The sequence below is a fragment of the Rathayibacter sp. AY1C1 genome (genome assembly GCF_002932105.1).
Taxonomy (GTDB): Bacteria; Actinomycetota; Actinomycetes; order Actinomycetales; family Microbacteriaceae; genus Rathayibacter.
Window position 1 is genome coordinate 25,264 of record NZ_PSWH01000020.1, and the last position, 25,300, is coordinate 50,563.

Sequence of the window (25,300 nt, forward strand, 5' to 3'; positions counted from 1 at the left end):
CTCCCCGCAGCAGGGGACGTCGGACCACTGGTCGTCCGACCCGACAGCACCAATCGAGGAGAACTGTGTCCGGCACGAAGAAGCTGGTGATCGTCGAGTCGCCGGCGAAAGCCAAGACCATCGCCCAGTACCTGGGCGACGGCTACGAGGTGCTCGCCTCCGTCGGGCACATCCGCGACCTCATCGAGCCGAAGAACCTCCCCCCGGAGCTGAAGAAGGGCCCGCTGGGCAAGTTCTCCGTCGACGTCGACAACGGCTTCGAGCCCTACTACGTCGTCTCCGACCAGAAGAAGAAGACGGTCGCCGACCTCAAGCGCGCGCTGAAGAACGCCGACGAGCTCTACCTCGCCACTGATGAGGACCGCGAGGGCGAGGCCATCGCGTGGCACCTCCTCGAGGAGCTCAAGCCCAAGGTCCCCGTGCACCGCATGGTCTTCCACGAGATCACGAAGGACGCGATCCAGAAGGCGCGCGACAACACCCGGGACATCGACACCTCCCTGGTCGACGCCCAGGAGACCCGCCGCATCCTCGACCGCCTCTACGGCTACGAGATCTCGCCCGTGCTGTGGCGCAAGGTCGGCCCCGGGCTCTCGGCCGGTCGGGTGCAGTCGGCCGCGACCCGCCTGGTGGTCGACCGCGAGCGGGAGCGCCTGGCGTTCGTGTCGGCGAGCTACTGGGACCTCGCCACCGTGCTCGCACCCGAGTCGGACGCCGCGGCGGGCTTCGACGCCCGCCTGGCGCGGCTCAACGGCAAGCGGATCGGAAGCGGCCGCGACTTCGACGACCGCGGTCAGCTGAAGGGCGACGTCACCGTCCTCGACGAGTCCACCGCCGGTGCCCTCGCCGAGGCGCTGCGCGACCCCGCCACCACGGTCCGGGTCTCGAACCTCGAGTCCAAGCCGTACTCGCGCCGCCCCGCCGCCCCGTTCACCACGTCCACGCTCCAGCAGGAGGCGGCGCGCAAGCTCCGCTTCTCGGCGCGCCAGACGATGAGCGTCGCGCAGTCGCTCTATGAGAACGGCTTCATCACCTACATGAGGACCGACTCGCCCGGGCTCTCGCAGCAGGCGCTGAACGCCGCACGCACTCAGGCCGCGTCCCTCTACGGAGCCGAGACCGTGCCGGACAAGCCGCGCCTGTACTCCGGCAAGAACAAGAACGCGCAGGAGGCGCACGAGGCCATCCGGCCCGCGGGCGAGACCTTCCGCACCCCAGACCAGCTCTCGGGCACCCTCCGCGGCAACGACCTCCGCCTCTACGAGCTCATCTGGAAGCGCACCGTCGCCTCGCAGATGGCCGACGCCAAGGGCTCGACCGCCACCGTGACGCTGCTCGCCGAGCCGGCCGGCGACGTCGCGAAGACCGCCGAGTTCACCGCCTCCGGAACCGTCATCACCTTCCGCGGATTCCTCCTCGCCTACGAGGAGGGGCGCGACGAGGAGCGTCACGGCGCCCGCGACGAGAAGGACGCCAAGCTGCCGGTGCTCGAGGTCGGCCAGAGCCTGGTCGTCGCCGCGGTCGAGGCCAAGGGCCACGAGACCTCGCCGCCCCCGCGCTACACGGAGGCGAGCCTGGTCAAGGCGCTCGAGGAGCTCGGCATCGGCCGGCCCTCCACCTACGCGTCGATCATCTCCACCATCGTCGACCGCGGCTACGTCACTCCGCGCGGCACCGCCCTCGTGCCCAACTGGATCGCCTTCTCGGTGGTCCGGCTGCTCGAGGACTTCTTCTCCGACCTGGTGGAGTACGACTTCACCGCCGAGATGGAGGGCGACCTCGACCGCATCGCCGGCGGCGAGGAGGACCGCGTCGCCTGGCTCAACCGCTTCTACTTCGGCGGAGGCACGCACCCCGGGCTCCGACACGTCGTGGACAACCTCGGCGAGATCGATGCGAAGAGCATCAACTCCGTCCGGATCACCGACGACATCACCCTGCGCATCGGCAAGTACGGCCCCTACCTCGAGGTGGCCCAGGAGGAGGGGCAGGAGACGCCGCGTCGCGTCAACCTGCCGCTCGAGCTGGCTCCCGACGAGCTCACGCCCGCCAAGGCGCAGGAGCTCGTCGACGCCCCGGTGCAGACCGACCGCGTGCTGGGAAGCAACCCCGACTCGGGCAAGACCGTCGTCGTCAAGGACGGGCGCTTCGGCCCCTACGTGACCGAGGTCGATCCGGAGCCGGAGACCACGGCGGATCCCGCCACCGGGGAGGTCGTCGAGCCCGCGCCCGCGAAGCGCGGCGCGAAGAAGCCCGCTGTCGTGAAGCCGCGCACCTCCTCCCTCTTCAAGTCGATGGACGTCGCGTCGATCGACCTGGCGACGGCGCTGCGCCTGCTCGACCTGCCGCGCACGGTCGGCGACGACCCCGAGAGCGGCGAGCCGATCACGGCTCAGAACGGCCGGTACGGCCCGTACATCAAGAAGGGCACCGACAGCCGGTCGCTCACCAGCGAGGACCAGATCTTCGAGGTCGACCTGCCGACGGCGCTCGAGATCTTCGCCCAGCCGAAGTACGGGGCGCGACGCGCGTCGAGCGCGCTGAAGGAGTTCGAGGCGGACCCCGTCAGCGGCAAGCCGATCCGGATCCGCGACGGACGCTTCGGCGCCTACGTGACCGACGGCGAGACCAACGTCACGATCTCCAAGGGCCTCACGATCGAGGAGATCGACTTCGAGCAGGCGGTCCAGATGCTCGCCGACAAGCGCGCGAAGGGCCCGGCCAAGAAGGCTCCGGCCAAGCGCGCGCCTGCCAGGAAGCCCGCGGCCAAGACCACGGCGGCCAAGACCACGGCGGCCAAGACGACGGCGGCCAAGACGACCGCGGCCAAGACGACCGCGGCGAAGACGACGGCGGCCGCCAAGAAGACGACCGCAGCGAAGAAGCCCGCCGCGCCCCGCGCCACCGCCGCGAGCCGCGCGGCCGCGGCGGCCGCCGCCGAGACGTCGGACGCGACGGAGTCGTGACCGGGCTGTTCGTCACCCTCGAGGGCGGGGACGGCGCGGGCAAGACCACGCAGGCCCGGCTGCTCGAGGAGTGGCTGGGCACGCGGGGCGAGACCGTCGTCCGCACCCGCGAGCCCGGAGGCACTGAGGTGGGCCTGCAGATCCGCGAGATCGTTCTGCACCACCGCGGCGAGATCGACCCGCGGGCCGAGGCCCTGCTCTACGCGGCGGACCGCGCCCAGCACATCGGGACGCTCGTGCGACCGGCGCTCGAGCGCGGCGAGGTCGTCGTGCAGGACCGCTACATCGACTCCTCCGTCGCCTACCAGGGAGCCGGGCGGGTCCTCGACGCCGTCGAGGTCCGGCGGCTCTCGGAGTGGGCCACCCACGACCTGAGGCCCGACCTCACCGTCCTGCTCGACCTCGACCCCGCCGTCGCGCGGGGCCGGCTCGACGCGGCCCGCACCCGCTTCGACCGGCTGGAGGCCGAGAAGGCGGAGTTCCACGGGCGCGTGCGCGAGGCGTTCCTGGCGATCGCCGAGACGGACGCCGAGCGCTTCCTCGTCGTGGACGCCGCTCTCCCCGTCGAGGAGATCGCGGCCGCGGTGCGGGAGCGGGTCGCCGTCCTCCTCGACGGCGCGTCGGCTGTCGGTGCTCGCGGTTAGCCTGGTTGCATGACCGTCTGGAGCCAGCTCGTCGGGCAGGAGCACGCCATCGGCGCCCTGCAGGACGCCTCGACGCCCCGGGACGACCATGGCCGGGAGTCGTCGTCGATGACGCACTCCTGGCTCATCACCGGCCCTCCCGGGTCCGGCCGCTCGAACCTCGCCTACGCGTTCGCCTCCGCACTGCTCTGCCGCCACGGCGGCTGCGGGGAGTGCCCCGACTGCCGCCAGGTCGCCGCCCGCTCCCATCCCGACCTCGCCGTGCTGACGACCGAGCGCGTGATCATCTCGATCGACGAGGTGCGGCGGCTGGTCAGCAGCTCGCAGTACTCGCCCTCGGTGTCGCGCTACCGCGTCATGGTCATCGAGGACGCCGACCGGATGAGCGAGCGCACGTCCAACGTGCTGCTGAAGGCGCTCGAAGAGCCGCCGGAGCGCACGGTCTGGATCCTGTGCGCCCCGAGCGAGGCCGATCTGCTCCCCACCATCCGCTCCCGCGTCCGCTCCGTGCGGCTCCGCGTGCCGAGCGTCGAGGACGTCGCCGGTCTCCTCGAGCGCCGCGACGGGGTCGACCCCGAGACCGCCGAGCGCGCCGCCCGCCAGGCTCAGAGCCACATCGGGATGGCGCACCGCCTGGCGACCGACGCGAACGCGCGCGAGCGCCGCGAGGAGACGCTCCGCATCGCCCTGCGCCTCCGCGGCGTCTCGGACGCGGTGCTCGGCGCTGCGCGGATGATCGAGGTCGCGACCGAGGACGCCAAGGCGATCACGCTCGAGCGCGACGAGGCCGAGCGGCAGCAGGCGCTGCGCTCGCTCGGCGTCGAGCTCGGGGGCACCGTGCCCGCGCAGCTCCGCTCGCAGCTGCGGGCGCTCGAGGAGGATCAGAAGCGACGCGCGACGCGGAGCCTCCGCGACGGCCTCGACCGGATCCTCGTCGACCTGCTCTCCCTCTACCGCGACGTGGTGCGCCTCCAGCTCGGAGCGCCCGGCGGCGTCATCAACGAGGAGGTCCGGACCGAGATGACCGCGCTCGCCGACGCGACTCCGCCCGACCGCACGCTCGCCGTCCTCGACGCGATCGCGACCGCCCGGCAGCGGATCGACGCGAACGTCTCCCCGGTCCTCGCTCTCGAGGCGCTGCTCGTCGTCGCGGCGCGCCGCCCGGTGGCCGCGTGAGGCGGGGGCGCCGGTCGGCCGTCGTCGTCGCGCTCGCCGCGGCCGCGTCTCTCCTGACCGGCTGCTTCGCGCCCGGCCCGAGCGTCGACCGGACCTCCACCCCCTATCCGCAGACCGTCGACGACTCCCTGGAGCGCTACTACTCGCAGGTGCTGGTCTGGGACGACTGCGGCGACGGCGCTCTCTGCACCGACGCGACCGTCCCGCTCGACTGGGACGACCCCTCGGGGGAGACGGCGTCGATCGCCCTGGTGCGCCGACCCGCGACGAAGGGACCGGCGATCGGCTCCCTGCTCGTGAACCCGGGCGGACCGGGAGCGTCGGGCGTCGACTTCATCCGTGACAGCGCCGACTACGCGGTCGACTCCGCGCTCGCCGCCCGGTACGACGTCGTCGGCTTCGATCCGCGCGGAGTGGGCGCCTCCACCGCGGTCTCCTGCCTCGACGCCGCGGGCCTCGACTCCTACCTCTACGACATCACGCCGGGGGAGCGGGGCAGCGACGAGTGGATCCAGGCGCAGCGCACGACCGCTGCCGCGTTCGCCGCCGCCTGCCAGGAGCGCAGCGGGCCACTGCTGCCCGAGGTCGGCACCCCGAGCGCCGCCCGTGACCTCGACGTGCTTCGCGCGGCGCTCGGCGACGAGACGCTGCACTACCTCGGCTACTCCTACGGCACGTTCCTCGGAGCGACCTACGCCGGGCTGTTCCCGAACCGGGTCGGCCGCCTCGTCCTCGACGGCGCGATCGACCCGGCGGCCACCTCGTTCGACGTGGTGCGCGAGCAGGCGAAGGGGTTCGAGAGCGCACTGCGCGCCTACCTCGCCGACTGCCTCCGCTCGGACGACTGCCCGTTCACCGGCACCGTCGACGCGGGGATGGCCCAGCTGAAGCGCATGCTCGAGGACGTGGACGCCTCGCCGATCCGGGCCGCCGACGGCCGTGAGCTCGGCGCGAGCACGCTGTTCACCGCGATCGTCTACCCGCTCTACGACGCCACGGCGTGGGGAGCGCTGAGCGAGATGCTGGCCGGCGTCCGCCGGGGCGACGCCGCGGTCGCGTTCCAGTACGCGGACGCCTACAACGGGCGCGACGCGGACGGCCGGTACGCGGACAACACCACCGAGGCGTTCCTCGCGATCAACTGCGTCGACTACTCCTACGACGCCGACACCGCCTCGATGCGCGCCGACGAGGCCGCTCTCGAGCAGGCCGCGCCGACGATCGGCCGCTACATGGCCTACGGCGACATCCTCTGCAGCGAGTGGCCGGCGGCGTTCGAGGGCTCCCGCGAGCCGATCACCGCGGAGGGCTCGGCGCCCATCCTGGTCGTGGGCACCACGAACGATCCCGCGACGCCCTACGTGTGGGCGCAGGCGCTCGCGGGCGAGCTCTCCGCCGGTCACCTGGTCACCTACGACGGCGAGGGCCACACGGCCTACAATAAGTCGACGTCCTGCGTGAACGACGCGGTCGACGCGTACCTGCTCGAGGGGACCGTCCCGGAGGTGGACCCGAAGTGCTGACCGAGCAGGAGCGGTCCCGCGAGCAGCAGCCCGGGCTCCGCGAGCGCAAGCGCCTGGCCACGCGGCGGGCGATCGAGATCGCCGTCCTCCGCCTCGCTAGCGAGCGCGGGCCGGAGCGCGTGACCATCGACGACGTCTCGCGCGCCGCCGACGTCTCCACGCGCACCTTCTTCAACTACTTCGCCTCGAAGGAGGACGCGCTGGTCGGCGGGCTCCCGGTCATCGCCGACGAGACGGCGGCGGCGTTCGTCGCGGGCCGGGGCGCCGTGCTCGAGGACCTGCAGCGGGTCTTCGTCGCCGCGATGGAGGAGCCGCTCGAGGAGGACCGGGAGCTGCACGTCCTCCGCCGCGCGCTCTTCCGCGAGCACCCGCATCTGGTCGGTCTGAAGATCGCGGGCATGCGCGAGTTCGAGCTCGCGGTCGAGGGGCTCGTCGCCGAGCGTCTCGGCCAGGAGGACGACGACGCGGAGCGGGTGCGCAGCCGGGCGCGGATGCTGACGCTCCTCGGGCTCGCCGCCGTCCGCCACGCCTGGGCGGCCTGGGTCGATCACGACGGCCGGGAGGCCCTGCCCGGACGCATCGCCCGCTCCTTCGAGGAGCTCCGCGGCGCGCTCGCCTGAGCCGAGCGCGGCGGTCGCCGCCGCCGTCGCGGAGCCTCTGCTCGACCGCGCCGTCCTGATTCACGCCCGGGGGCGCGAGCAGGCTATGCTGTGTAATCGTGTCCGGGGCTCAGGCCCCGCGTGCACGCCGCCTTAGCTCAGTCGGCAGAGCGTCTCACTCGTAATGAGAAGGTCGTGGGTTCGATTCCCACAGGCGGCTCCCTCTCCCGTCATCCGCGACGTGCCGGCCGGATCCGCGAGTTCCCGGCCTCATCCTCGACGTCCAGGTCGCGTCGAACTCGCGTCGCTACCCTGTTGCGGATGACCGACACGCCTCCTCCCCGCCGTCGCCGCACTCTCGTGGTCGCCGCGGTGCTCGTGGCCGCCGTGCTCGGTGGCGGCGCCTTCGGCGTGGGGACGGCCCTCGGCAGCGCCACGGAGCCCGGGGCGCTGCCCGTCGTCTCGACCCCGACCGCCACCGCGACTCCCACCCCGACGCCGACGGCCACGGCGCGGCCCACCGCCGAAGCGGCGGCCGAGGCGCTCCGCACCTGCTCGGTGGCGGGGCTCGCCGCCGACCCGCGCCTGGGCTCGATGCAGGCGCGGGTGGTCGACGCCGCGACGGGCGAGGTCCTGTTCGACCGCGGGGGCGGGACCGCGTCCCGCACCGCCTCCGCCCTCAAGATCCTCACGGCCGCGTCGGCGCTCGCGGTCCTCGGCCCGGACACGCGCATCGCCACCACCGTGGTCCGGGGGAGCGAACCCGGGAGCGTCGTCCTCGTCGGCGGGGGAGACCTCACCCTGACCCGGCTCCCGACCGGCCGGGAGTCGACCTACGCCGGAGCGGCCCACCTCGACGACCTCGCGGCGCAGGTCGAGAGCGCCTGGGAGGCCGACCCCTCCACCGCCGGGACGCCGATCACGTCGCTGGTGCTCGACTCCTCCCTCTACTCGGGCGAGACCTGGCAGCCGAGCTGGAACCGCAAGGAGCAGGTCGACGGCTACATGCCCGAGATCACGGCGCTCCAGGTGGACGGCGATCGCGAGGACCCCACGGCCTCGACCTCCGAGCGCGGCACGGATCCGGTCGGCCGGGCCGGAGGGGCGTTCGCCGATGAGCTGGACGGCTCGCCCGTGGTCTCCACCGGGACGGCTCCCGCGGGCGCGGCGGTTCTCGGCACGGTGGAGTCGGCCCCGGTCGGCACGCTCGTGCAGCAGATGCTGCTCGTCTCCGACAATGCGATCGCCGAGATGCTCGCGCGACTCGTCGCGATCCGCACCGGCGCGGGCAGCGACTTCGCTGCCGAGCAGGCCGGTGTGCTGCAGGGGCTCGCCGGTTACGGCGTCGACACGTCCGGGATCGCGATCGTCGACGGCTCCGGCCTGAGCGACGACAACGCGGTCGCGCCGGCGTACTTCACCGAGCTGCTCCGGAAGGTGCAGGCCCGCGAGGGGCAGCTGGGGATCCTCCTGGACGGCCTGCCGGTGTCGGGCCGGACGGGCTCGCTCTCCTACTCCGACCGCTTCGCCGGCGACAACGCCGCGGCCGACGGCGCGGTGCGAGCGAAGACGGGCTGGATCGACACCGGCTACACCCTGGCCGGCGTGGTCACCGCGGCGGACGGCACCGAGCTGACCTTCGCGGTCTACGCTCTCGGCGACGTCTCCGACTCGGCGAAGACCGCGATCGACACCCTCGTGACGGGCGTCTACCGCTGCGGATCCTCGCTCTCCGATTCCTGACGCGGGCGGGTCGACCTCCCGCTCCTCCTCTCCACCTCCTCCCGGAAGGCCCACGATGACCACCGCACTCCTGATCGTCGACGTGCAGAACGACTTCACCGAGGGCGGCGCGCTCGCCGTCACAGGCGGCGCGGCCGTCGCCCGGGGCATCACCGCGCATCTGGCGGCGCACGCAGACCGGTACTCCGCGGTGCTGGCCTCCCGCGACTGGCACGAGGGCGACTCCGACAACGGCGGCCACTTCGCGGTGGAGCCGGATTTCGTCGACAGATGGCCCGTCCACTGCGTCGCCGGCACGGACGGCGCGCGGTTCCACCCGGCCCTGGACACCGCTCGGATCGACGTGCAGATCCTCAAGGGGCAGGGCCGCCCCTCCTACTCGGCCTTCGAGGGCACGACGGAGGCGGGCGAGGAGCTCGGCGCCGTGCTCGCGGAGCGGGGCGTCACCGCGCTCGACGTCGTGGGACTCGCGACCGACCACTGCGTGCGCGCCTCGGCACTCGACGCGCGACGGGCGGGGCTCGAGGTCCGCGTGCTCGAGGACCTGATCGCGGGCGTCTCCGAGGAGGCGAGTGCCGCGGCGCTGCGCGAGCTCACGGAGGCGGGAATCCGCGTCGAGCGGTCAGTCTGAGGGCTCGTCCCTCCACAGGGCTCAGGGAGGCGCAGGTCCTCGAGGCTCCCGGCGACCCCGCCCCCGGAGCGATCGCCCGTCCTACACTGGGAGGACGAGAAGCTCCTCCTGGCGCGGTCTGCGCGCTCCGATCCGAAGAAGTGGTTCCCTCCTGTGACTGATTCCGTCGCGTCCCGCGCCGCCGAGACCGCTCTGCTCGCCCGCATCCCCACGCAGCTGCTGATCGGCGGTGAGTGGGTGGACGCCTCCGGCGGCGGCTCGATCGACGTCGAGGACCCGGCCACCGGAGCGGTCCTGGTCTCGATCGCCGACGCGACTCCGGAGGACGGGGTCCGGGCGCTCGACGCCGCCGTCGCCGCCGGTCCGTCGTGGGCCGCGACGGCGCCGCGGAAGCGGGGCGAGATCCTCCGGCGGGCGTTCGACCTCCTGCAGGAGCGCACCGAGGAGTTCGCGCTCCTGATGGCGCTCGAGATGGGCAAGCCGGTCGCGGAGGCGAGGGGCGAGGTCGTGTACGGCGGCGAATTCCTCCGCTGGTTCAGCGAGGAGGCGGTGCGCATCAGCGGACGCTACGGAGTCTCGCCCGAGGGCAGCGGCCGGATGATCGTCTCGCAGCACCCGGTGGGCCCCTGCTACCTCATCACCCCCTGGAACTTCCCGCTCGCGATGGCGACGCGGAAGATCGCTCCGGCGCTGGCGGCGGGCTGCACCGTCGTCGTGAAGCCGGCCGAGCTCACTCCGCTCACCACGCTCGCCTTCGCGGCACTGCTCGCCGAGGCGGGGCTCCCCGACGGCGTGCTCAACGTGGTCACCACGTCCTCGGCGGGAGCCGTGTCGGCTCCGATCCTGTCGGATCCCCGCCTGCGGAAGGTGTCCTTCACCGGCTCCACGCCCGTCGGGCGCACGTTGCTGCAGCAGGCCTCCGAGAACGTGCTGCGGACCTCGATGGAGCTGGGCGGCAACGCGCCCTTCGTCGTGTTCGAGGACGCCGACCTCGACCGGGCGGTCGAGGGCGCGATGCTCGCGAAGTTCCGCAACATCGGCCAGGCCTGCACGGCCGCCAACCGCTTCTTCGTGCACGAGTCGATCGCCGAGGAGTTCGCCGCGCGGATCGTGGAGCGCGTGCGCGCTCTGCGCGTCGGCCGCGGCACCGAGGACGGAGTGACCATCGGCCCGCTGATCGACGAGCGCGCGGTCGAGAAGGCGTCCGCGCTGGTGGAGGACGCCGTCTCCCGCGGCGCGCGCCTGCTCACCGGCGGCGATCGGATCGAGGGGGCGGGCCACTTCTACCGGCCGACCGTGCTCGCGGGGGTCGACCGGGAGAGCGAGATCCTGCGCACCGAGATCTTCGGCCCGGTCCTCGCGATCGTGCCGTTCACCGACGAGGACGACGCCGTCGCGCTCGCCAACGACACCGAGTACGGACTGGTGTCCTACGTCTTCACGCGCGACCTCGCCCGCGGTCAGCGGATGATCGAGCGGCTCGCCACCGGGATGATGGGCCTCAACGTCGGCGTGGTGTCGAACGCGGCGGCGCCCTTCGGCGGGGTGAAGCAGTCGGGCCTCGGTCGCGAGGGCGGACTCGAGGGGATCCACGAGTACCTCAGCACCAAGTACACGCTCACCCCCGACCCCTTCGCCTGATCCGGTGGAGCGGATCGAGGTCGCCGCGCTCGACGATCCGCGGCTGCGCGACTACGCGCACGCGACCGACGTCGCGCTGAAGAACGCCCGCGGCCCGCACGGCCTGTACATCGCGGAGTCGGCGCTCGTGCTCGAGCGCGCGATCGCCGCCGGGCACCGGCCGCGCTCGGTGCTCGCCCTCGGCGGGTCGGCGGCGGAGGCCGAGCGCCTGGTCGGCCGCTTCGACGTCCCCGTCTTCACAGGCCCGGGTGAGCTCCTGGCCGAGCTCACCGGCTACACCCTGCACCGCGGCCTGATCGCGGCGATGGACCGGCCCGTGCTGCCCGACCCGGCCGGCCTGCTCGCGGGAGCGCGCCGCGTCGTCGTGCTCGAGGACGTGGTCGACCCGACGAACGTCGGCGCGATCTTCCGCTCGGTCGGGGCCATCGGAGCCGATGCCGTGCTGGTGACGCCGCGCTGCTCCGATCCGTACTACCGCCGCGCCATCCGCGTGAGCATGGGAACGGTCCTCCAGGTGCCCTGGACGCGCGTCGGCGACTGGCCGTCGACGCAGCGGCTCCTGCACGGAGCGGGCTTCACGATCGCGGCGATGGCTCTGACCCCGGAGGCGGTGCCCCTGCGGAACTTCGCCGCCCGCGCTCCGGAGCGCGTCGCCCTCGTGCTCGGCACCGAGGGGCAGGGTCTCACCGCCGACGCGCTCGCCGCCGCCGATGTCGCCGTCCAGATCCCGATGCGGCACGGGATCGACTCGCTCAACGTCGCTGCGGCGTCGGCGGTCGCGATGTGGGCGCTCGCCGAGCCCTCCTGACAGGCGCGCCTGTGCCCCGTTGGGGGTGCCACTGGGGCGTGAGAGCGCGCCCAGCGCTCGCCGGAAGCATCGACTGCGCTACCGTGGCCGCACTCCTGCCCGCAGCCGTCACGAACGAGGTCGTCCATGCTCCTGCGCACGACGCTCCGCCCGCCCGTCGCGCTGCTCGTCGGAGTCGCGCTCGCACTGAGCCTCACCGCCTGCTCCGGTCCCGCCGCGGAGGTGCCGGACGGGTCCGTGCGCGACTCGGGCTCCGTCGCGACCGCCGCCCCGGCGCCCACCGGCACAGCCGATCCCGAGAGCGGCGCGCGCATGACCCGCCTGATCAGCGACTGCCTCGCCCGCTACGGCCTGAGCGACCGGCCGCCGCTCGCGAGCCCGCTCGCGGAGGAGGAGGTCCGCCTGGCGGCGCAGCGCGCCCGGGACGCCTACGACGCCACCCTGACCGACTGCTCGGCGCAGGCGCTCGCGTCCGGAGAGCCGAGCAGCGATCGGACGGGAGAGCCCGGCGGCGAGCCGACCGACGAGCCCGACGCCGACTCCACCCCCGCTCCGGCGGGCTGACCGTGCGACTCGAGGGGACGTCCGCGCTGATCGCGGGGGGAGCATCCGGACTGGGAGCCGCGACGGCGACGGCGCTCGACGCCGCAGGAGCGCACGTGGTCGTGCTCGACCTGCCGCACGCGGTGGAGGCCGCGCGTCTGCCCGCCTCCGTGCAGCTGATCGCCGGGGACGTCCTCGATCCGGACGCCGTCTCGCGCGCCGTGGCGGCGGCGGGGGAGCTGCGCGTCGCCGTGAGCTGTGCGGGCGTGGCCACACCCGGGCGGCTGCTCGGACGCGACGGGCCGCTGCCGATCGAGCAGTTCGACCGGGTGCTGCGGATCAACACGACCGGGACGCTCAACGTGCTGCGCCTCGCCGCGGCGTCGATCGCCGAGCGGGAGCCGATCGATGGGGAGCGGGGAGTCCTGGTCACGACCGCCTCCGTCGCCGCCTTCGAGGGGCAGATCGGACAGGCGGCCTACGCCGCGTCGAAGGGAGCCGTGGCGGCGATGACCCTGCCGCTCGCGCGCGAGCTCGCGGCCCGGCTCGTGCGCGTGGTGTCGATCGCACCGGGCACGTTCGACACGCCCCTGCTCGCCGGGCTGCCGGACAGGGCCCGCGAGGCGCTCGGCTCGGCGACGCCGCATCCGGCTCGCCTCGGACGCCCCGAGGAGTTCGCGGCCCTGGTGCGGCACATCGTCGAGAACCCCATGATCAACGGCGAGACCATCCGGCTCGACGGGGCTCTGCGGCTGCCGCCGCGCTGAGGGACGAGCGGGCGCAGGCTGCCGGTCGAGACGTGCGGGCGTCTCGACACGCCGCTGCGCGGCTGGTCGACCGGCATGAGGCGGCGGCGGTCGCGAGACGCCGCTGCGGCGTCCGTCAGACGAGCAGCTGGTGCTTGGCGAGGTCCCGGTAGAGCGGCGTCGATTCGACGAGCTCGGAGTGGGTGCCGACTCCCACGACCTCGCCCTTCTGCAGCACGACGATGCGGTCGGAATCGACCACCGTCGACAGGCGGTGCGCGATCACCAGCAGGGTCCGGTTCTCGGCGACCGCGTCGATCGCCAGGCGCAGGCGCTGCTCGTTGAGTCCGTCGAGGCTCGACGTGGACTCGTCCAGCAGCAGGATCGGCGGGGCCGCCAGGAGCGCGCGGCCGATCGCAAGGCGCTGACGCTCACCGCCCGAGAGCATCACTCCGCTCTCGCCCACCGGCGCGTGCAGGCCGAGCGGGTTGCGCTCGAGCACGTCGGTCAGGTTCACCGCCTCGAGCACCCGGAGGCAGTCGGCGTCGTCGGCGTCGGGGCGGCCGAGGACGAGGTTCTCGCGGATGGTGCCGGCCAGGACCGGGGCGTCCTGCTCGACGTAGCCGATCTGCGCGCGGAGCGCGTCGCGGTCGATGGCCGTGATGTCGACACCGCCGAGTCGGACGACGCCGGCCTCCGGGTCGTAGAACCGCTCGATGAGGGCGAGGATCGTGCTCTTGCCCGCTCCCGACGGCCCGACCAGGGCGGTGCGCTTGCCGCGCGGCACGGTGAAGGAGACGCCGCGCAGGACGGTGCGGTCGCGCTCGTCCGCTACGGCCGCCGCGTCGGGAACGGCGCCCTCCTCGTAGGAGAACACCACGTCCTCGAAGGAGATGGCCTCCTCCGCCACGCCGGCGCCGAGGCCGCCCGCGGAGGCGTCGCCGTCGCCCTCGATCGGCAGATCGATGATCTCCTGGATGCGGCCGAGGGCGCCCAGCGCCGAGTTCACCGAGGTGATGGCGCCGATGAAGTTGCCGAGCGGCATCACCATCATGAAGAGGAAGAGGATGAACGAGACCAGCTGGGCGATGTCGATCGCGCCGGACGCGACGCGGTAGCCGCCGACGCCGAGGACGGCGAGGAAGGCGACCTGCATGGCGATCCCGGCCACCGGCACCACGAGGGCCGAGACGTGCGCGACGCGGATCCCGAGGCGGTACGCCTCCGTCGCGTGCTGGTCGACGACCGCGATCTCGCGGTCGGTGGCTCCGGCTGCGCGGATCGTCCGGACGGCACTGATCGCGCGCTCGACGGCCGCGGCCAGATCGCCGACCTTCTCCTGGGCCTTGCGGCTGGCGGTGCGGATGCCGCGGCCGAGGGTCAGCGCGAGCCCGAGGGCCACCGCCACCACCGCCACGATGATCAGCAGCAGCACCCAGTCGATGACGGCCATCGCGATGATCGCGCCGACGAAGACGAGGGAGCCCGCGATCGAGTCGACGAGCCCTTGGGTCAGCACCGCGCGCAGGAGCGTGGAGTCGGAGCCGACGCGCGAGACGAGGTCGCCGGTGCGGCGCGCGTCGAACTCCCGGATGGGGAGGCGCAGCAGCCGCGCGACGAGGCGGCGGCGGCTCGAGAGCACGATCCCCTCGCCGGTGCGCTGGAGCAGGTAGTGCGCGAAGCCCGAGATCAGCCCGGAGGCCACGACCAGGCCGACGAGGGCCCACACCAGCGGGCCGAGATCGAGACCGGACTGGACCCGGGTGATGACCTGGCCGACGAGCAGGGGCTGGCCGAGGCTCGCCGCCGCTCCGAACAGGCTGAGGACCACGACGACCGAGAGGATGCCGCGGTGCTCGAGCAGGTAGGGCACGAGCTGCGAGAAGGAGGCGCGGGGTCCGTCGTCGCGGGAGGGTCGTCGTCCGCCGCGCCGGGAGGTGGTGGTGCTCATCGCCGTCCATTCTGCCCCGTCGTCGCTGCGAGCAGGCCGCCAGAGGGCGGGCCCGGTGCTCAGGGAGGGAGCGGAGACGCGGACGGCCCGCCGGGGGATCCCGTCGGGCCGTCCTCTGCAGGGAGTCCTACGAGACGTTGTCGTGGTACGACGCGTTCTTCGTCTCCTTGGAGAGCAGGAGCGCGATCAGCGTCAGCACGGCCGCGGCGCTGAGGTAGAGGCCGACCAGCACGGTGCTGCCGCCCGCCGCCCTCCACAGCGCGACCGCGATGATCGGCGCGAGGGCCGCTCCGATGATCGATGCGAGGTTGTACGCCATCGCCGAGCCGGTGTAGCGGACGTTGGTCGGGAACAGCTCGGGGAGGACGGCGCCCATCGGGCCGAAGGTCAGGCCCATCAGCGTGAAGCCGAGGATCAGGACCGCCATGACGCCCGCGAAGCCGGCGCTGAACAGGGGCACGAAGAGCAGGCCGAAGACGAGGATCGCCGCGGTCACCACGAGCAGCGTGCGCCGGCGGCCGAAGCGCTCCGCGAGCGGGCCGGAGACGAGCGTGAAGATCCCGAAGAACACGACGCCGACGATCAGCATGACGAGGAAGTCGTTGCGCGTGTAGCCGAGGCCCGGAACCGCGCCGTCGACGGGCGAGGTGCCGTAGGTCAGCGTGAACGTGGTCATGAGGTAGAAGAGCACGTAGGTCGCCAGCATGATGAAGGTGCCCAGGATGAGCGGGCGCCAGCTGGTGACGAAGACGCGGGCGAGGGGCAGCTTGGCGACCTCGCCCTTCTCGACGACCTTCTGGAACGCGGGCGTCTCGACGAGCTTGAACCGCACGTAGAGCCCGATGATCACGAGCACGGCGCTCGCCAGGAACGGCACGCGCCAGCCCCAGGCCGCGAACGTCTCGTCGCTCATCGTGCTCGCGAGCACCAGGAACAGGACGTTGGCGACGATGAAGCCGATCGGTGCGCCCAGCTGCGGGAAGGTGCCGTAGATGGCGCGCTTGCCGGCCGGTGCGTTCTCGGTCGCGAGCAGCGCGGCTCCGGACCACTCGCCGCCGAGGCCGAGGCCCTGGCAGAAGCGCATCACGACGAGCAGGAACGGAGCGAGGAACTCCCAGCCGGGCGTGAGCGCGGTGGGCAGGCAGCCGATCAGGAAGGTCGCGACGCCCATGGTGAGCAGCGAGGCGACGAGGGTGCCCTTGCGGCCGACGCGGTCGCCGAAGTGGCCGAAGATGATCGACCCGATCGGGCGCGCGATGAACGCGACGCCGAAGACGGCGAAGGAGGCGAGGAGGGCCGTGGCCGGGTCCTCGTTGACGAAGAAGAGCGACGGGAAGACCAGGACGGCGGCGGTCGCGTAGGCGTAGAAGTCGTAGAACTCGATCGAGGTGCCGATGAGGCTGGCGAGGATGACGCGGCCGCGGGAGTTCTGCGGGGCGGCTGCTGGCGCGTCGGAGACGGCGGGAGAGGACATGAGGGAGGGGCTCCGTGTGGACGGCGACTCCCCCTGAGCCGGCGGGGCGGGGCGTCGATCGGGCGTCGCGGACCGCTGGGGCGAGGGGGAGGAGAGAGGGGTCGCTCGTGACGACCCGACCACTTTACTCCGTGTTCTCCCAGGTTCGTGTGCGGGCGGCCCCAGGACGGGGGCCGCCCGCAGTGGTTCAGCTGCGCAGCGAGCGGAGGAGCAGAGCGGTCGAGACCGCCGCCTCGGCCGCCTCGCGCCCCTTGTCCTCCTTCGAGCCGGGAAGGCCCGCGCGATCGATGCCCTGCTGCTCGGTGTCGAGGGTGAGCACGCCGAAGCCGACCGGCTTGCCCGTCAGGATCGAGACGGTGGTGAGCCCGGAGGTGGCGGCGTCCGAGACGTACTCGAAGTGCGGGGTGCCGCCGCGGATGATCACGCCGAGGGCGACGACCGCGTCGGCCCCCGCCTCCAGGGCCGCCTTCGAGGCGACGGGCAGCTCGAACGAGCCGGGCACGCGCACGAGCGACCAGGACGCTCCGGCCTCGTCGAGGGCTCGGCTCGCTCCGGCGATCAGACCGTCGCTGATCTGCTCGTGCCAGGTGCCCGCGATGACGACGACGCGCAGTCCCGCGCCGTCGAGAGGGGAGGTGGTGGGGGCGCCGCTACCGGCCATTGCTACTCCTTCGTGGTGGCGCCGGCGATCCCGGCGTCGAGGGCGAGGCCGGAGATCCCGGCGTCGAGGGGGTCGTGGTCGAGGACGCTGTCGAGGGTGTGGCCCATGCGGTCGCGCTTGGTCTCGAGGTAGCCCTCGTTGAAGGCGCCGACTCCGACGACGAGCGGCACGCGCTCGGCGACGACGATGCCGCGGTCGGTGAGCTGGCGGACCTTCTCGGGGTTGTTGGTGAGCAGGCGCACCTCGGTGAGGCCGAGGTCCTCGAGGATCCCGACCGCCGCTCCGTAGTCCCGCGCGTCGGCGGGGAGCCCGAGGGCGAGGTTCGCGTCGAGGGTGTCGAGGCCGTCCTCCTGCAGGCGGTAGGCGCGCAGCTTGTTGATCAGGCCGATGCCCCGGCCCTCGTGCCCGCGGAGGTAGACGACGACGCCGCCGTCCCGCTGGATCGTGTCGAGGGCGGCGTCGAGCTGGGGTCCGCACTCGCACTTCAGCGAGCCGAACGCCTCGCCGGTCAGGCACTCGGAGTGCACGCGCACCAGTGCGGGCCGCCCCGCGGCGACCTCTCCCGCGAGGATCGCGACGTGATCCGCTCCGGTCTGCCGGTCGCGGTAGGCGCGGATGCGGAACGGGCCGTGGGTGGTCGGCACCGTGGTCTCGACCTCGAAGCTCACCCGCGCGCTCTCCGGGACCGCGACCGTGACGGGCACCTCCGCGTCGCAGTGGAACTCCTGCAGGTACGCGATGAGGGCCGCGACCGTGGTCACCGGCACGCCCTCGCGCTCGCCGAGAGCGATCAGCCCGGGCAGCCGCATCATCTCGCCGTCCTCGGCGACGATCTCGGAGATCGCGCCCACGGGGTACAGGCCGGCGAGCTTCATCAGGTCGACCGCCGCCTCCGTGTGCCCGTCGCGCTCGCGCACGCCGCCGTCGACGGCGCGCAGCGGCAGGATGTGGCCGGGGCGGTTCAGGCGGGACGGGGTCGCCTCGGGGTCGGCCAGCACGCGGAGGGTGTGCGCGCGGTCGGAGGCGCTGATGCCGGTGGAGAGCCGGTCGGCCGCGTCGACGGACAGCGTGTAGGCGGTGCCGCGCGGGTCCTCGTTCTCGACCACCATCAGCGGCAGGGCGAGGCGGTCGGCGATCTCGTTGGTCATCGGCGCGCAGATGAACCCGGAGGAGTGGCGGACCATCCAGGCGATCGTCTCCTGGCTGGCGAGCTGGGCCGAGACGATGACGTCGCCCTCGTTCTCGCGGCCCTCGTCGTCCGCGACGATGATCGGGTGCCCGGCGCGCAGCGCCTCGACGGCCTCGGGGATGGTGGCGAGGCTCATGAGCGGGCCTCCGCGATCGAGCGCAGTGCGAGCATCCGCTCGACGTGGCGGGCCAGGACGTCGGTCTCGATGTTGACCTGATCGCCGATCGCGCGCGCGCCCAGCGTGGTGACGGCGAGCGTCTCGGGGATCAGCGAGACCTCGAACCACTGCTCCGGCTCGGCGGCGGGGCTGATCGCCGAGACGGTCAGCGAGACGCCGTCGACCGCGATCGAGCCCTTGTCGACGACGAGCGGAGCGATCTCCGCCGGCAGCGAGAACCGCAGCACCCGCCAGGCCTCGCCCGGTGCGATCGCGAGCAGCGTCGCCGTGCCGTCGATGTGGCCCTGGACGATGTGGCCGCCGAGCCGGTCGCCCACCAGCGCGGCGCGCTCGAGGTTCACGGGGTCGCCGACGCCCACGGTGTCGAGGGTCGACATCCGCAGGGTCTGCGCCATGACGTCGGCGGTGAAGCCCTGGTCGGTGTGCTCGACGACGGTGAGGCAGACGCCCGAGACCGCGATCGAGTCGCCGTGCCGCACGCCCTCGACGGCGAGGGGCCCGCGGATGCTGAGGCGGATCGCGTCGGCGCCCGCCTCGACAGCGGTCACGACGCCCTTCTCCTCGATGATTCCGGTGAACATCAGTGGGTCTCCATCTGCAGGGCGTGGGGGAGGCGGGCCGGGGTGCCGGCACCGCCCGCGGGGAGGACGTCGGGGCGCGCGGTCACGAGGAGGTCGTCGCCGAGGATCTGGACCGAGCGGAGGGAGAGGCGCCGGGCCCCGCCGATGCTCTCCACGCCGAGGTCGCCGAGCGCGAGGCGGGGGCCGCCGAGGAGCGCGGGCGCGAGGAACACGAGGTACTCGTCGACCAGTCCGGCGGCGACGAGCGCGGAGGCGAGGGTCGGTCCGGCCTCGACGTAGACGCTGCGGATCTCGGCGGAGTAGAGGTGCGCGAGGACCGCGGCGAGGTCGCGGGTGCGCTCGACCACGACGGCGCGGGGGTGCTCGTGCAGGCGGGCGCCTGGCGGTACGGGGCGCGTGCCGACGACGACGGGCACCGGCTGGTGGGCGAGGAGCTCGCCTCCGTCGCCGCGGGCGGTGAGCGCGGGATCGTCGGCGAGGACGGTCCCGGTGCCGACGAGGATCGCGTCGTGCGCGGCACGCTGCTCGTGCACGCGCTGACGGGCCGCCGCTCCGGTGATCCAGCGGCTGCTGCCGTCCGCCGCCGCGGTGCGGCCGTCGAGGGTCGAGGCCCACTTGAGCGTGACGAAGGGGCGGTGCAGGCGGGTCGCGGTGAGCCACGGGTGGAGGAACTGCTCTCCCTCCTCGGCGAGCACGCCCTCGATCACCTCGACGCCGGCCTTGCGGAGGGTGCGACCGCCGCCGGCCGAGCGCTCGCCCGGGTCCGGCACGGCGTAGACGACGCGGGAGACGCCCGCCTCGATCAGGGCGCGGCTGCAGGGACCCGTGCGCCCGGTGTGGTCGCACGGCTCGAGCGAGACGACGGCCGTCGCGCCGTCAGCGGCGCCCGGAGCGACGTGCGACAGGGCGTCGACCTCGGCGTGCGCGGTGCCGGCTCCGTGGTGCCAGCCCTCGCCGAGGACGGTGCCGTCGGGCGCGAGGATCACGCAGCCCACGCGCGGGTTGGGTCCGCGGGCGGGCCCGCGCTCGGCGAGCGCCAGCGCCCGGCGCATCGCGTGCTCGTAGTCGATCGTCATTCCCGGTTCTTCCGTTCGTCGCCGAACTCCGGGGTCTCGATCGACGGGGCGCGGGCACCGTCGCTCAGCATCGCGCGGTGATGCGCGACGCTCGTGCTGCCTCTCCTCCGGACTTTCACCGTCGGTCCTGGAGTTCCACCAGGTCAACCGCCGCCCCTCTCGAGGGGCTGCGGCTCGCGGACTGTGACCGCCGGTTCGGAATTCCCACCGACCCCGGAGCACGTGCTGTCCGGTCAGCCTACTCACCCGCCGCCCGGAGGGAGCCTCCGCGCGTCACACTCCCGGCGCACGGTCGGCTCCGTGCGTCCCGGAGCCCGTCGGCGCTGCGGTCGCCCGTCGTCTCCGCACGGTGGACGGCCGCGTTGCGTCCCCTCCGTCGATCACTCTTCGTTTGCCGTAGATGTCGGTTGCATCCCAAATTGGATAGTCCGATCGTTCGACTCCGGTTGGCGTATACCGGCCGGGCTGGTCAGACACGGAAGGTCCTCCACCGGCGACGGAGATTTTCGCCGCTCAACGGCGCGACGAGAATCTCCGTCGATCGAGGCTCCGAGGTCAGCTCTCCCGCTGCTCCGCGCGCATGCGCCTCCTAGCGCGTCGAGCTACCTCCACGGTAAAAGCAGTGAGGACCAGTCCCGTTCCAGGCCCGACGAAGGGCGTGAGAACGGCGCGTGCATCGGTGAACCAGAACAGAAGCAATAGAACCGCTGTACCGCCGAACAGCAGAAGCGCCAATCCTCCAAGGATGGGATTGCGCAATTCTCGGCGCATCGCCCGACTGAGATCGCGATCAGAGGCCATTGAATCTCCTTCGCTGTTCTTCGCGCGCTCTAACAGCGCTGGATGACCGGGTGCAGAGAGCCACCTATAGTGAGGTAGCGTGCGCCGAGGCACTGGCCAGAGTTGTTCGCTTGAACTGCGGCGACGTGGAATACGGCGCCGTAAGCGCCGCACACCGCTCCGAGGGGGCGAATGTGGCCGTCATTGATCCGCACAGTAATCCTGCCGCTGCTGCGGTAGATTGCGACGCGGTTTTCGTCTCGGTTCTGTTGAGCATGATTGTACAGAATGCGATGTCACAGGCGAGGCTGGGGTCGGCGACCACGGGATAGGATGCGCCCGTGTGATGCACTCTCTGCACCAGCGTGCCGCCGTCGATCGAGAAACTGGTCCTGACAGGAGCGCCGGTGGAATCTGAGGCCCAGGCCGGATTCATGAAGTTGACGGTCCGTCCGTGTGAATCCTTCACCGCAACCGAGTGGTCGATGAACTCAAGGATGGCGGGTTCTCCATCCACGGTCACGTCGAATCTTTAATCAGATGGGGCTGCCTGGTCCTTGATGAGAGCAAAGCCCGCATTGAGAACATGGCCTGCCCCTGTGAACGCGTAATCGTAGGAGTCGCTCATGTTGTAGACGAGCGCGCCTGAAGGCCCGACGCTCGCCGATCGGACAGCGGTTCCTGGAGTGATGCCGACGCTGTGGTTCCTGTATTCGACCGTGAGGCCGGACTTCGTCGAGAGGGAGCCGCTCGGCTCCAGGTGCTCTTATTCGGAGCTTAGTCGAGCGGCGCGTTCACTGGAGGCGGCGATAGGCGTGAGCAAGCCGAAAGATTGCATTGTCGATTCTGCTGTTCGGGTCGCTGTGACGACTCCCGGATCGGCCGTCGCAGGTGTCGCGACCAATGAAGTGAAAGCAAGTACGGTGCCCATGAGCAGCGCTCGAACCGATCTTCTGGTGCCTGGCAAGAACATCTCCTTCTCTCAACGTCATCTTTGACACCAGTCACAATTGCAGGGTTATCGCAGATCATCAATGATCGGGCGGGTTCCAGAAGTCCGATGGCGCGTTCGGAGGACCATTCGCCTAATGGTGTCCTTGGCGGGTCGCTCTCGTCGAGTCCCGCGCGACGGAGGGCGCTCGGTTCAGTTCCGGTGCTCGTCCACCCAGCGCGGGAAGGGGTCCGCGTACTCCGCCCAGGCGGCGGGGCCGGCCAGCAGCTCCTCGGGGGTGAGCAGGCAGCTCTGCAGGACGGCGGTCAGCCTCCCGGTGTCCAGGCCCGTCCCGAAGAAGGCGAGCTCCTGGCCGAGAGGCGCGTCCTCGTCCCAACTGAGCAGGCTGGTCGGGTCCAGCGTCAGCACGTCGCCGGCGACCGACCACGAGCCGACCCGGTCGGCGCGCGTCGCCAGGCGCACCAGGCCGCGGGAGCGGAGGATGCGGCCCACCTTCTCCGCCACCAGCTCCCCGTGGACCGCCGTGCTCAGGCGGCCGGGGTGGAAGGGCAGCGGATCGCGGAACACGAACTCCTCGACGGTCGTGCCCGAGGCGCGGCGCCGCGAGGTCCCGTAGAGGGCGCACTGCCAGCCCATCGAGGAGGCGATCGCGTGCGCGCGCCGGGGGTGGAGCCTCCGTGGCGCCGCCGGGGGCTCACCGGCGGGGAGGAGATCGGCGGTGGGGGCGAGTGCTCGCAGGAGGTCGCGGACGAGTGCGGTCCGCTCGGGGTCGCTCTCGGAGAGGGGCTCGGCGAGGGCGATGAGGCTCGAGAACTCCAGGCGGGCGGCGAGGCGCTCCGCCGAGTCGAAGGAGGGGCCCGCGCCGCCGCAGAGCACGCGCAGGATCTCCTCCGTCGACGTCACGGCGACCACGTCGAGGATCGCGATGCGGGTGTCGGCGGGATGCCGCTGCGCGCAGAGGTGCTCGAGCACGAGTCCGATCTCGAGCGGGTCGGCCTGGCCATCGAGGGCGACGACCGTGTGACCGCGGTGGCCGTCGTCGGCGTCGGCCGCGAGGCGCCGGTGGAGCTCCTCGGCGAGAGCGGGACCGTCGGCGCCGGGCGGATCGACCTCGAAGGCGATCCGGGACTCGGGCCTGCCGGCGAGGAGCGCGGCGGTCCGCCCGGCGTCCCGGGGGTCGGTCGCGCTGACGAGGGTGACGGCGAGGACGGGGGGTGCGGGGTGGTGGGGCTCCATGGACCGCTACTCTATCGATAACAGTTCTCATTAACGACAGGAGCATCCGTGAAGGTCCGCAACTCCCTCAGGTCGATGAAGGCGCAGCCCGGCTCGCAGGTGGTCCGCCGCCGGGGCCGCGTCTTCGTGATCAACAAGCTGAACCCGCGCTTCAAGGCCCGTCAGGGCTGAGCGCCGACGGGAGGGTGCGAGCCCTCCCGTCGCGCACGGCCTCAGTGCTCGTCGTAGTGGCCGGCGTGAGCGGCGTGCTTGTGGCCGTCGTGGACGAAGTCCACGTGGTCGTCGTGCTGCACGGTCTCGTGGCCGCAGGCGTCGCCGTGCTCGTGGTCGGCGGTCGAGTGCTCGGCCTCCGACTCGTGCTCGTCGTAGTGGTCGCCGTGCAGGGCGTGGTGGTGCGTGCCGTGGACGTAGTCGACGTGGTCCTCGTGCTGCACGGCCGGGTGGCCGCAGCCCTCGCCGTGCTCGTGCTCGGTGACGGGGTGCTCGGCGTGGAGATCGGTGGTGCTCATGGTGCTGCCTTTCCGGATGCGGGGGCCGCGGACGCGACGGGCTCCAGCCGACCAGATCCATAAACGCATTGCAATGGATGCGCCTAATCGAGAGCGATCATCGTTCCCGACAAGGACGGAGGTCACCCCTCCAGGGCGTGCCGGACAGCGTCGTCGACGATGTGCGTGACGTGGGTGTCGGCGACGGAGTAGTGCGCCTCGCGGCCCACGCGCTCGACCGCGACCAGCCCGGCGGTGCGGAGCATCCGCAGGTGCTGCGAGACCAGCGGCTGCGAGAGCCCGGTCACCTCGGCCAGCCGCCCGACCGTCGACGTCTCCTCGGCGAGGGCCCGGAGCAGGCGCAGCCGGGAGGAGGAGGACAGCACCTTGAAGAGCTCGGCGGCGGGTTCGAGGTCCTCGGTCATCTGCTCATGTAAGCAGAGGTGCATGCGCCGTGTCCGCGCGGCGCCCCGCGCGCCTCCGGCTACCCTCGGTGCGATGGACGAGGACAGGTACGGGCAGGACGTGCTCGCCGGCGACTGGCGCGCCCGCGGCAGGGTCGAGGTGGCGGTGGTCGAGGCCGAGCGCGATCTGGTGGTCGAGGAGGTCGCCTCCGGCTTCGTGGGTGCCGTGCTCGGAGTGGAGCTGCGGATGGTGCGGCTGGAGGACCGGTTCGGCAAGGTCCGCGTGTTCCCGCTGGGGCCCGGGTTCCTCCTCGAGGGGAAGCCCGTGTCGCTCAAGGCGCCCGGGCTGAAGCGCGACGCCGGCCTCGGTCGCGCGCGCTCCGCCTCCGGCTCCTTCCAGGTCGCCGACGCGAAGGCGCGGGTCGCCCTGCCCAGCCGGATCTACGTCGAGGGCCGGCACGACGCCGAGCTGGTCGAGAAGGTCTGGGGCCACGACCTGCGGGTCGAGGGCGTCGTCGTCGAGTACATCGAGGGCGTCGACAACCTCGACGAGCTGGTGCGCGAGTTCCGGCCCGGTCCGGGGCGCCGCATCGGCGTGCTCGTCGACCACCTGGTGCGCGGCTCGAAGGAGTCGCGGATCGCCGAGCAGGTCGCCGCCGGTCCGCACGGCGCCCACGTCCTCGTCGTCGGCCACCCCTACATCGACGTCTGGCAGGCCGTGAAGCCCGGCCGGATCGGCCTGGAGCGCTGGCCCGAGATCCCTCGCGGAACCGAGTGGAAGCACGGGATCTGCGAGGCGCTCGGCTGGCCGCACGAGGAGCAGGCCGACATCGCGCGCGCCTGGCAGCGCATCCTCGGCCGGGTGCGCACCTTCCAGGACCTGGAGCCGGCGCTGCTGGGCCGGGTCGAGCAGCTCATCGACTTCGTGACGGAGCCCGCATGACCCGGCACGCGGGCCTCGGCCTCGCCCTCGACGCCGTGCTCGTCCTGGTCTTCGTGCTGATCGGCCGCGGGAGCCACGACGAGGGGTCGGCGCTGATCGGCCTGCTCACCACGCTCTGGCCGTTCCTGGCGGCGCTCCTGCTCGGCTGGGTCGTCACGCGCTCGTGGCGCTCCCCGGACCGGATCGTGCCCGCCGGGCTCGTCGTCTGGGCGGTGACCGTCGCGGGCGGGATGCTCCTGCGGATCGCCTCCGGGCAGGGCGTGCAGTGGAGCTTCGTGATCGTGACGGCCGTCGTGCTGGCCGTGTTCCTCCTCGGCCGCCGCGCTCTGACGCGGCTGATCGCCCGCCGGCGCTAGGCGGACCGGCG

The 25,300-nt window shown here is 72.3% G+C and carries 25 protein-coding genes, 1 tRNA gene and 1 riboswitch; of the genes, 15 read left to right on the plus strand and 11 right to left on the minus strand.

Annotated features, from left to right (window positions below):
* Nucleotides 1-65: 65 nt before the first annotated feature.
* From topA to C5C71_RS10870, 12 genes are all read left to right on the plus strand, one after another.
* Nucleotides 66-2,966 (plus strand): type I DNA topoisomerase, encoded by a 2,901-nt coding sequence (gene topA / locus C5C71_RS10815; RefSeq protein ID WP_104337671.1) that lies wholly within the window; start codon nt 66-68, stop codon nt 2,964-2,966.
* Entirely contained in the window at nt 2,963-3,610 is a 648-nt protein-coding gene (gene tmk / locus C5C71_RS10820) for a dTMP kinase (protein WP_104267511.1), read from the plus strand. Before topA ends, tmk begins: the two co-directional genes overlap by 4 nt.
* A gap of 9 nt (nt 3,611-3,619) precedes the next feature.
* Nucleotides 3,620-4,786, plus strand: coding sequence for a DNA polymerase III subunit delta' (locus tag C5C71_RS10825; RefSeq protein WP_104337672.1), 1,167 nt, complete (start codon nt 3,620-3,622; stop codon nt 4,784-4,786).
* Nucleotides 4,783-6,309, plus strand: a complete 1,527-nt coding sequence (locus C5C71_RS10830; protein WP_104337673.1) for an alpha/beta hydrolase — start codon at nt 4,783-4,785, stop codon at nt 6,307-6,309. Before C5C71_RS10825 ends, C5C71_RS10830 begins: the two co-directional genes overlap by 4 nt.
* Complete coding sequence (locus C5C71_RS17620) at nt 6,303-6,929, plus strand: TetR/AcrR family transcriptional regulator (protein WP_181027157.1); 627 nt, start codon at nt 6,303-6,305, stop codon at nt 6,927-6,929. Before C5C71_RS10830 ends, C5C71_RS17620 begins: the two co-directional genes overlap by 7 nt.
* Nucleotides 6,930-7,055: 126 nt before the next feature.
* Nucleotides 7,056-7,128, plus strand: a tRNA-Thr gene (locus C5C71_RS10840).
* A 101-nt stretch (nt 7,129-7,229) separates the two neighbouring features.
* Nucleotides 7,230-8,651: a D-alanyl-D-alanine carboxypeptidase/D-alanyl-D-alanine-endopeptidase gene (dacB, locus tag C5C71_RS10845; protein ID WP_104337674.1), complete on the plus strand. Its 1,422-nt coding sequence runs from the start codon at nt 7,230-7,232 to the stop codon at nt 8,649-8,651.
* A 55-nt stretch (nt 8,652-8,706) separates the two neighbouring features.
* Entirely contained in the window at nt 8,707-9,282 is a 576-nt protein-coding gene (locus C5C71_RS10850; RefSeq protein WP_104337675.1) for an isochorismatase family protein, read from the plus strand.
* Nucleotides 9,283-9,435: 153 nt separating this feature from the next.
* Nucleotides 9,436-10,923, plus strand: coding sequence for an NAD-dependent succinate-semialdehyde dehydrogenase (locus C5C71_RS10855; protein ID WP_104292279.1), 1,488 nt, complete (start codon nt 9,436-9,438; stop codon nt 10,921-10,923).
* 4 nt (nt 10,924-10,927) lie between these two features.
* Nucleotides 10,928-11,731: an RNA methyltransferase gene (locus C5C71_RS10860; RefSeq protein WP_104337676.1), complete on the plus strand. Its 804-nt coding sequence runs from the start codon at nt 10,928-10,930 to the stop codon at nt 11,729-11,731.
* A gap of 126 nt (nt 11,732-11,857) precedes the next feature.
* Nucleotides 11,858-12,295, plus strand: coding sequence for a hypothetical protein (locus tag C5C71_RS10865; protein ID WP_104222215.1), 438 nt, complete (start codon nt 11,858-11,860; stop codon nt 12,293-12,295).
* A 2-nt stretch (nt 12,296-12,297) separates the two neighbouring features.
* Nucleotides 12,298-13,041 (plus strand): SDR family NAD(P)-dependent oxidoreductase, encoded by a 744-nt coding sequence (locus C5C71_RS10870; RefSeq protein WP_104222217.1) that lies wholly within the window; start codon nt 12,298-12,300, stop codon nt 13,039-13,041.
* A gap of 115 nt (nt 13,042-13,156) precedes the next feature.
* On the opposite strand, the gene C5C71_RS10875 is transcribed toward C5C71_RS10870, so the two are convergent.
* The 9 genes from C5C71_RS10875 to C5C71_RS10905 form a co-directional block, all read right to left on the minus strand.
* On the minus strand, nt 13,157-14,971 hold the full coding sequence (locus C5C71_RS10875) for an ABC transporter ATP-binding protein (RefSeq protein WP_104233721.1): 1,815 nt from the start codon (nt 14,969-14,971) through the stop codon (nt 13,157-13,159).
* Between the two features lie 127 nt (nt 14,972-15,098).
* A complete protein-coding gene (locus C5C71_RS10880; RefSeq protein WP_104337677.1) occupies nt 15,099-16,445 on the minus strand; it encodes an MFS transporter in 1,347 nt (448 codons plus the stop codon).
* A 187-nt stretch (nt 16,446-16,632) separates the two neighbouring features.
* Nucleotides 16,633-17,106 (minus strand): 6,7-dimethyl-8-ribityllumazine synthase, encoded by a 474-nt coding sequence (ribH, locus tag C5C71_RS10885; RefSeq protein WP_104250609.1) that lies wholly within the window; start codon nt 17,104-17,106, stop codon nt 16,633-16,635.
* Between the two features lie 2 nt (nt 17,107-17,108).
* Entirely contained in the window at nt 17,109-18,431 is a 1,323-nt protein-coding gene (ribA, locus tag C5C71_RS10890; protein ID WP_104337678.1) for a GTP cyclohydrolase II, read from the minus strand.
* Nucleotides 18,428-19,054 carry a riboflavin synthase gene (locus C5C71_RS10895; protein WP_104268884.1) on the minus strand — a complete coding sequence of 209 codons (627 nt, stop codon included), beginning with the start codon at nt 19,052-19,054 and terminating at the stop codon, nt 18,428-18,430. Before C5C71_RS10895 ends, ribA begins: the two co-directional genes overlap by 4 nt.
* Complete coding sequence (gene ribD, locus C5C71_RS10900) at nt 19,054-20,130, minus strand: bifunctional diaminohydroxyphosphoribosylaminopyrimidine deaminase/5-amino-6-(5-phosphoribosylamino)uracil reductase RibD (RefSeq protein WP_258068713.1); 1,077 nt, start codon at nt 20,128-20,130, stop codon at nt 19,054-19,056. Before ribD ends, C5C71_RS10895 begins: the two co-directional genes overlap by 1 nt.
* A 91-nt stretch (nt 20,131-20,221) precedes the next feature.
* A riboswitch (FMN riboswitch) is annotated at nt 20,222-20,354 on the minus strand.
* 331 nt (nt 20,355-20,685) lie between these two features.
* Entirely contained in the window at nt 20,686-20,931 is a 246-nt protein-coding gene (locus tag C5C71_RS17290) for a hypothetical protein (protein WP_146084454.1), read from the minus strand.
* 64 nt (nt 20,932-20,995) lie between these two features.
* Entirely contained in the window at nt 20,996-21,433 is a 438-nt protein-coding gene (locus tag C5C71_RS17295; protein ID WP_146084455.1) for a hypothetical protein, read from the minus strand.
* 621 nt (nt 21,434-22,054) lie between these two features.
* Nucleotides 22,055-23,098 (minus strand): GTP-binding protein, encoded by a 1,044-nt coding sequence (locus tag C5C71_RS10905; protein WP_104337679.1) that lies wholly within the window; start codon nt 23,096-23,098, stop codon nt 22,055-22,057.
* Between the two features lie 48 nt (nt 23,099-23,146).
* Between C5C71_RS10905 and ykgO the strand changes: the two genes are divergently transcribed.
* Nucleotides 23,147-23,269: a type B 50S ribosomal protein L36 gene (gene ykgO, locus C5C71_RS10910; protein WP_104226896.1), complete on the plus strand. Its 123-nt coding sequence runs from the start codon at nt 23,147-23,149 to the stop codon at nt 23,267-23,269.
* A gap of 41 nt (nt 23,270-23,310) precedes the next feature.
* Here ykgO and C5C71_RS17940 read toward each other — a convergent pair whose 3' ends face one another.
* Together C5C71_RS17940 and C5C71_RS10920 are read right to left on the minus strand one after the other, a co-directional pair.
* A complete protein-coding gene (locus C5C71_RS17940; RefSeq protein ID WP_104222233.1) occupies nt 23,311-23,607 on the minus strand; it encodes a hypothetical protein in 297 nt (98 codons plus the stop codon).
* Nucleotides 23,608-23,729: 122 nt separating this feature from the next.
* Nucleotides 23,730-24,011, minus strand: coding sequence for a helix-turn-helix transcriptional regulator (locus C5C71_RS10920; RefSeq protein ID WP_104222235.1), 282 nt, complete (start codon nt 24,009-24,011; stop codon nt 23,730-23,732).
* Between the two features lie 73 nt (nt 24,012-24,084).
* On the opposite strand from C5C71_RS10920, the gene C5C71_RS10925 reads away from it, so the two are divergent.
* Both C5C71_RS10925 and C5C71_RS10930 read left to right on the plus strand, forming a co-directional pair.
* On the plus strand, nt 24,085-24,933 hold the full coding sequence (locus C5C71_RS10925; RefSeq protein ID WP_104337680.1) for a DUF3097 domain-containing protein: 849 nt from the start codon (nt 24,085-24,087) through the stop codon (nt 24,931-24,933).
* The gene (locus C5C71_RS10930) at nt 24,930-25,289 is read left to right on the plus strand and encodes a DUF3054 domain-containing protein (RefSeq protein ID WP_104233715.1); all 360 of its coding nucleotides are present in this window, start codon (nt 24,930-24,932) and stop codon (nt 25,287-25,289) included. Before C5C71_RS10925 ends, C5C71_RS10930 begins: the two co-directional genes overlap by 4 nt.
* Nucleotides 25,290-25,300 lie beyond the last annotated feature (11 nt).

Coding starts and splice junctions, on each gene's coding strand:
- dacB (WP_104337674.1), top strand. CDS start 7,230: ATGACCGACACGCCTCCTCCCCGCCGTCGCCGCACTCTCGTGGTCGCC.
- ribD (WP_258068713.1), bottom strand. CDS start 20,130: ATGACGATCGACTACGAGCACGCGATGCGCCGGGCGCTGGCGCTCGCC.
- ribA (WP_104337678.1), bottom strand. CDS start 18,431: ATGAGCCTCGCCACCATCCCCGAGGCCGTCGAGGCGCTGCGCGCCGGG.
- C5C71_RS17290 (WP_146084454.1), bottom strand. CDS start 20,931: ATGGCCTCTGATCGCGATCTCAGTCGGGCGATGCGCCGAGAATTGCGC.
- C5C71_RS10905 (WP_104337679.1), bottom strand. CDS start 23,098: ATGGAGCCCCACCACCCCGCACCCCCCGTCCTCGCCGTCACCCTCGTC.
- C5C71_RS10925 (WP_104337680.1), top strand. CDS start 24,085: ATGGACGAGGACAGGTACGGGCAGGACGTGCTCGCCGGCGACTGGCGC.
- C5C71_RS17940 (WP_104222233.1), bottom strand. CDS start 23,607: ATGAGCACCACCGATCTCCACGCCGAGCACCCCGTCACCGAGCACGAG.
- C5C71_RS10895 (WP_104268884.1), bottom strand. CDS start 19,054: ATGTTCACCGGAATCATCGAGGAGAAGGGCGTCGTGACCGCTGTCGAG.
- C5C71_RS10920 (WP_104222235.1), bottom strand. CDS start 24,011: ATGACCGAGGACCTCGAACCCGCCGCCGAGCTCTTCAAGGTGCTGTCC.
- C5C71_RS10930 (WP_104233715.1), top strand. CDS start 24,930: ATGACCCGGCACGCGGGCCTCGGCCTCGCCCTCGACGCCGTGCTCGTC.
- C5C71_RS10880 (WP_104337677.1), bottom strand. CDS start 16,445: ATGTCCTCTCCCGCCGTCTCCGACGCGCCAGCAGCCGCCCCGCAGAAC.
- ribH (WP_104250609.1), bottom strand. CDS start 17,106: ATGGCCGGTAGCGGCGCCCCCACCACCTCCCCTCTCGACGGCGCGGGA.
- C5C71_RS10875 (WP_104233721.1), bottom strand. CDS start 14,971: ATGAGCACCACCACCTCCCGGCGCGGCGGACGACGACCCTCCCGCGAC.
- C5C71_RS10850 (WP_104337675.1), top strand. CDS start 8,707: ATGACCACCGCACTCCTGATCGTCGACGTGCAGAACGACTTCACCGAG.
- C5C71_RS10865 (WP_104222215.1), top strand. CDS start 11,858: ATGCTCCTGCGCACGACGCTCCGCCCGCCCGTCGCGCTGCTCGTCGGA.
- C5C71_RS10825 (WP_104337672.1), top strand. CDS start 3,620: ATGACCGTCTGGAGCCAGCTCGTCGGGCAGGAGCACGCCATCGGCGCC.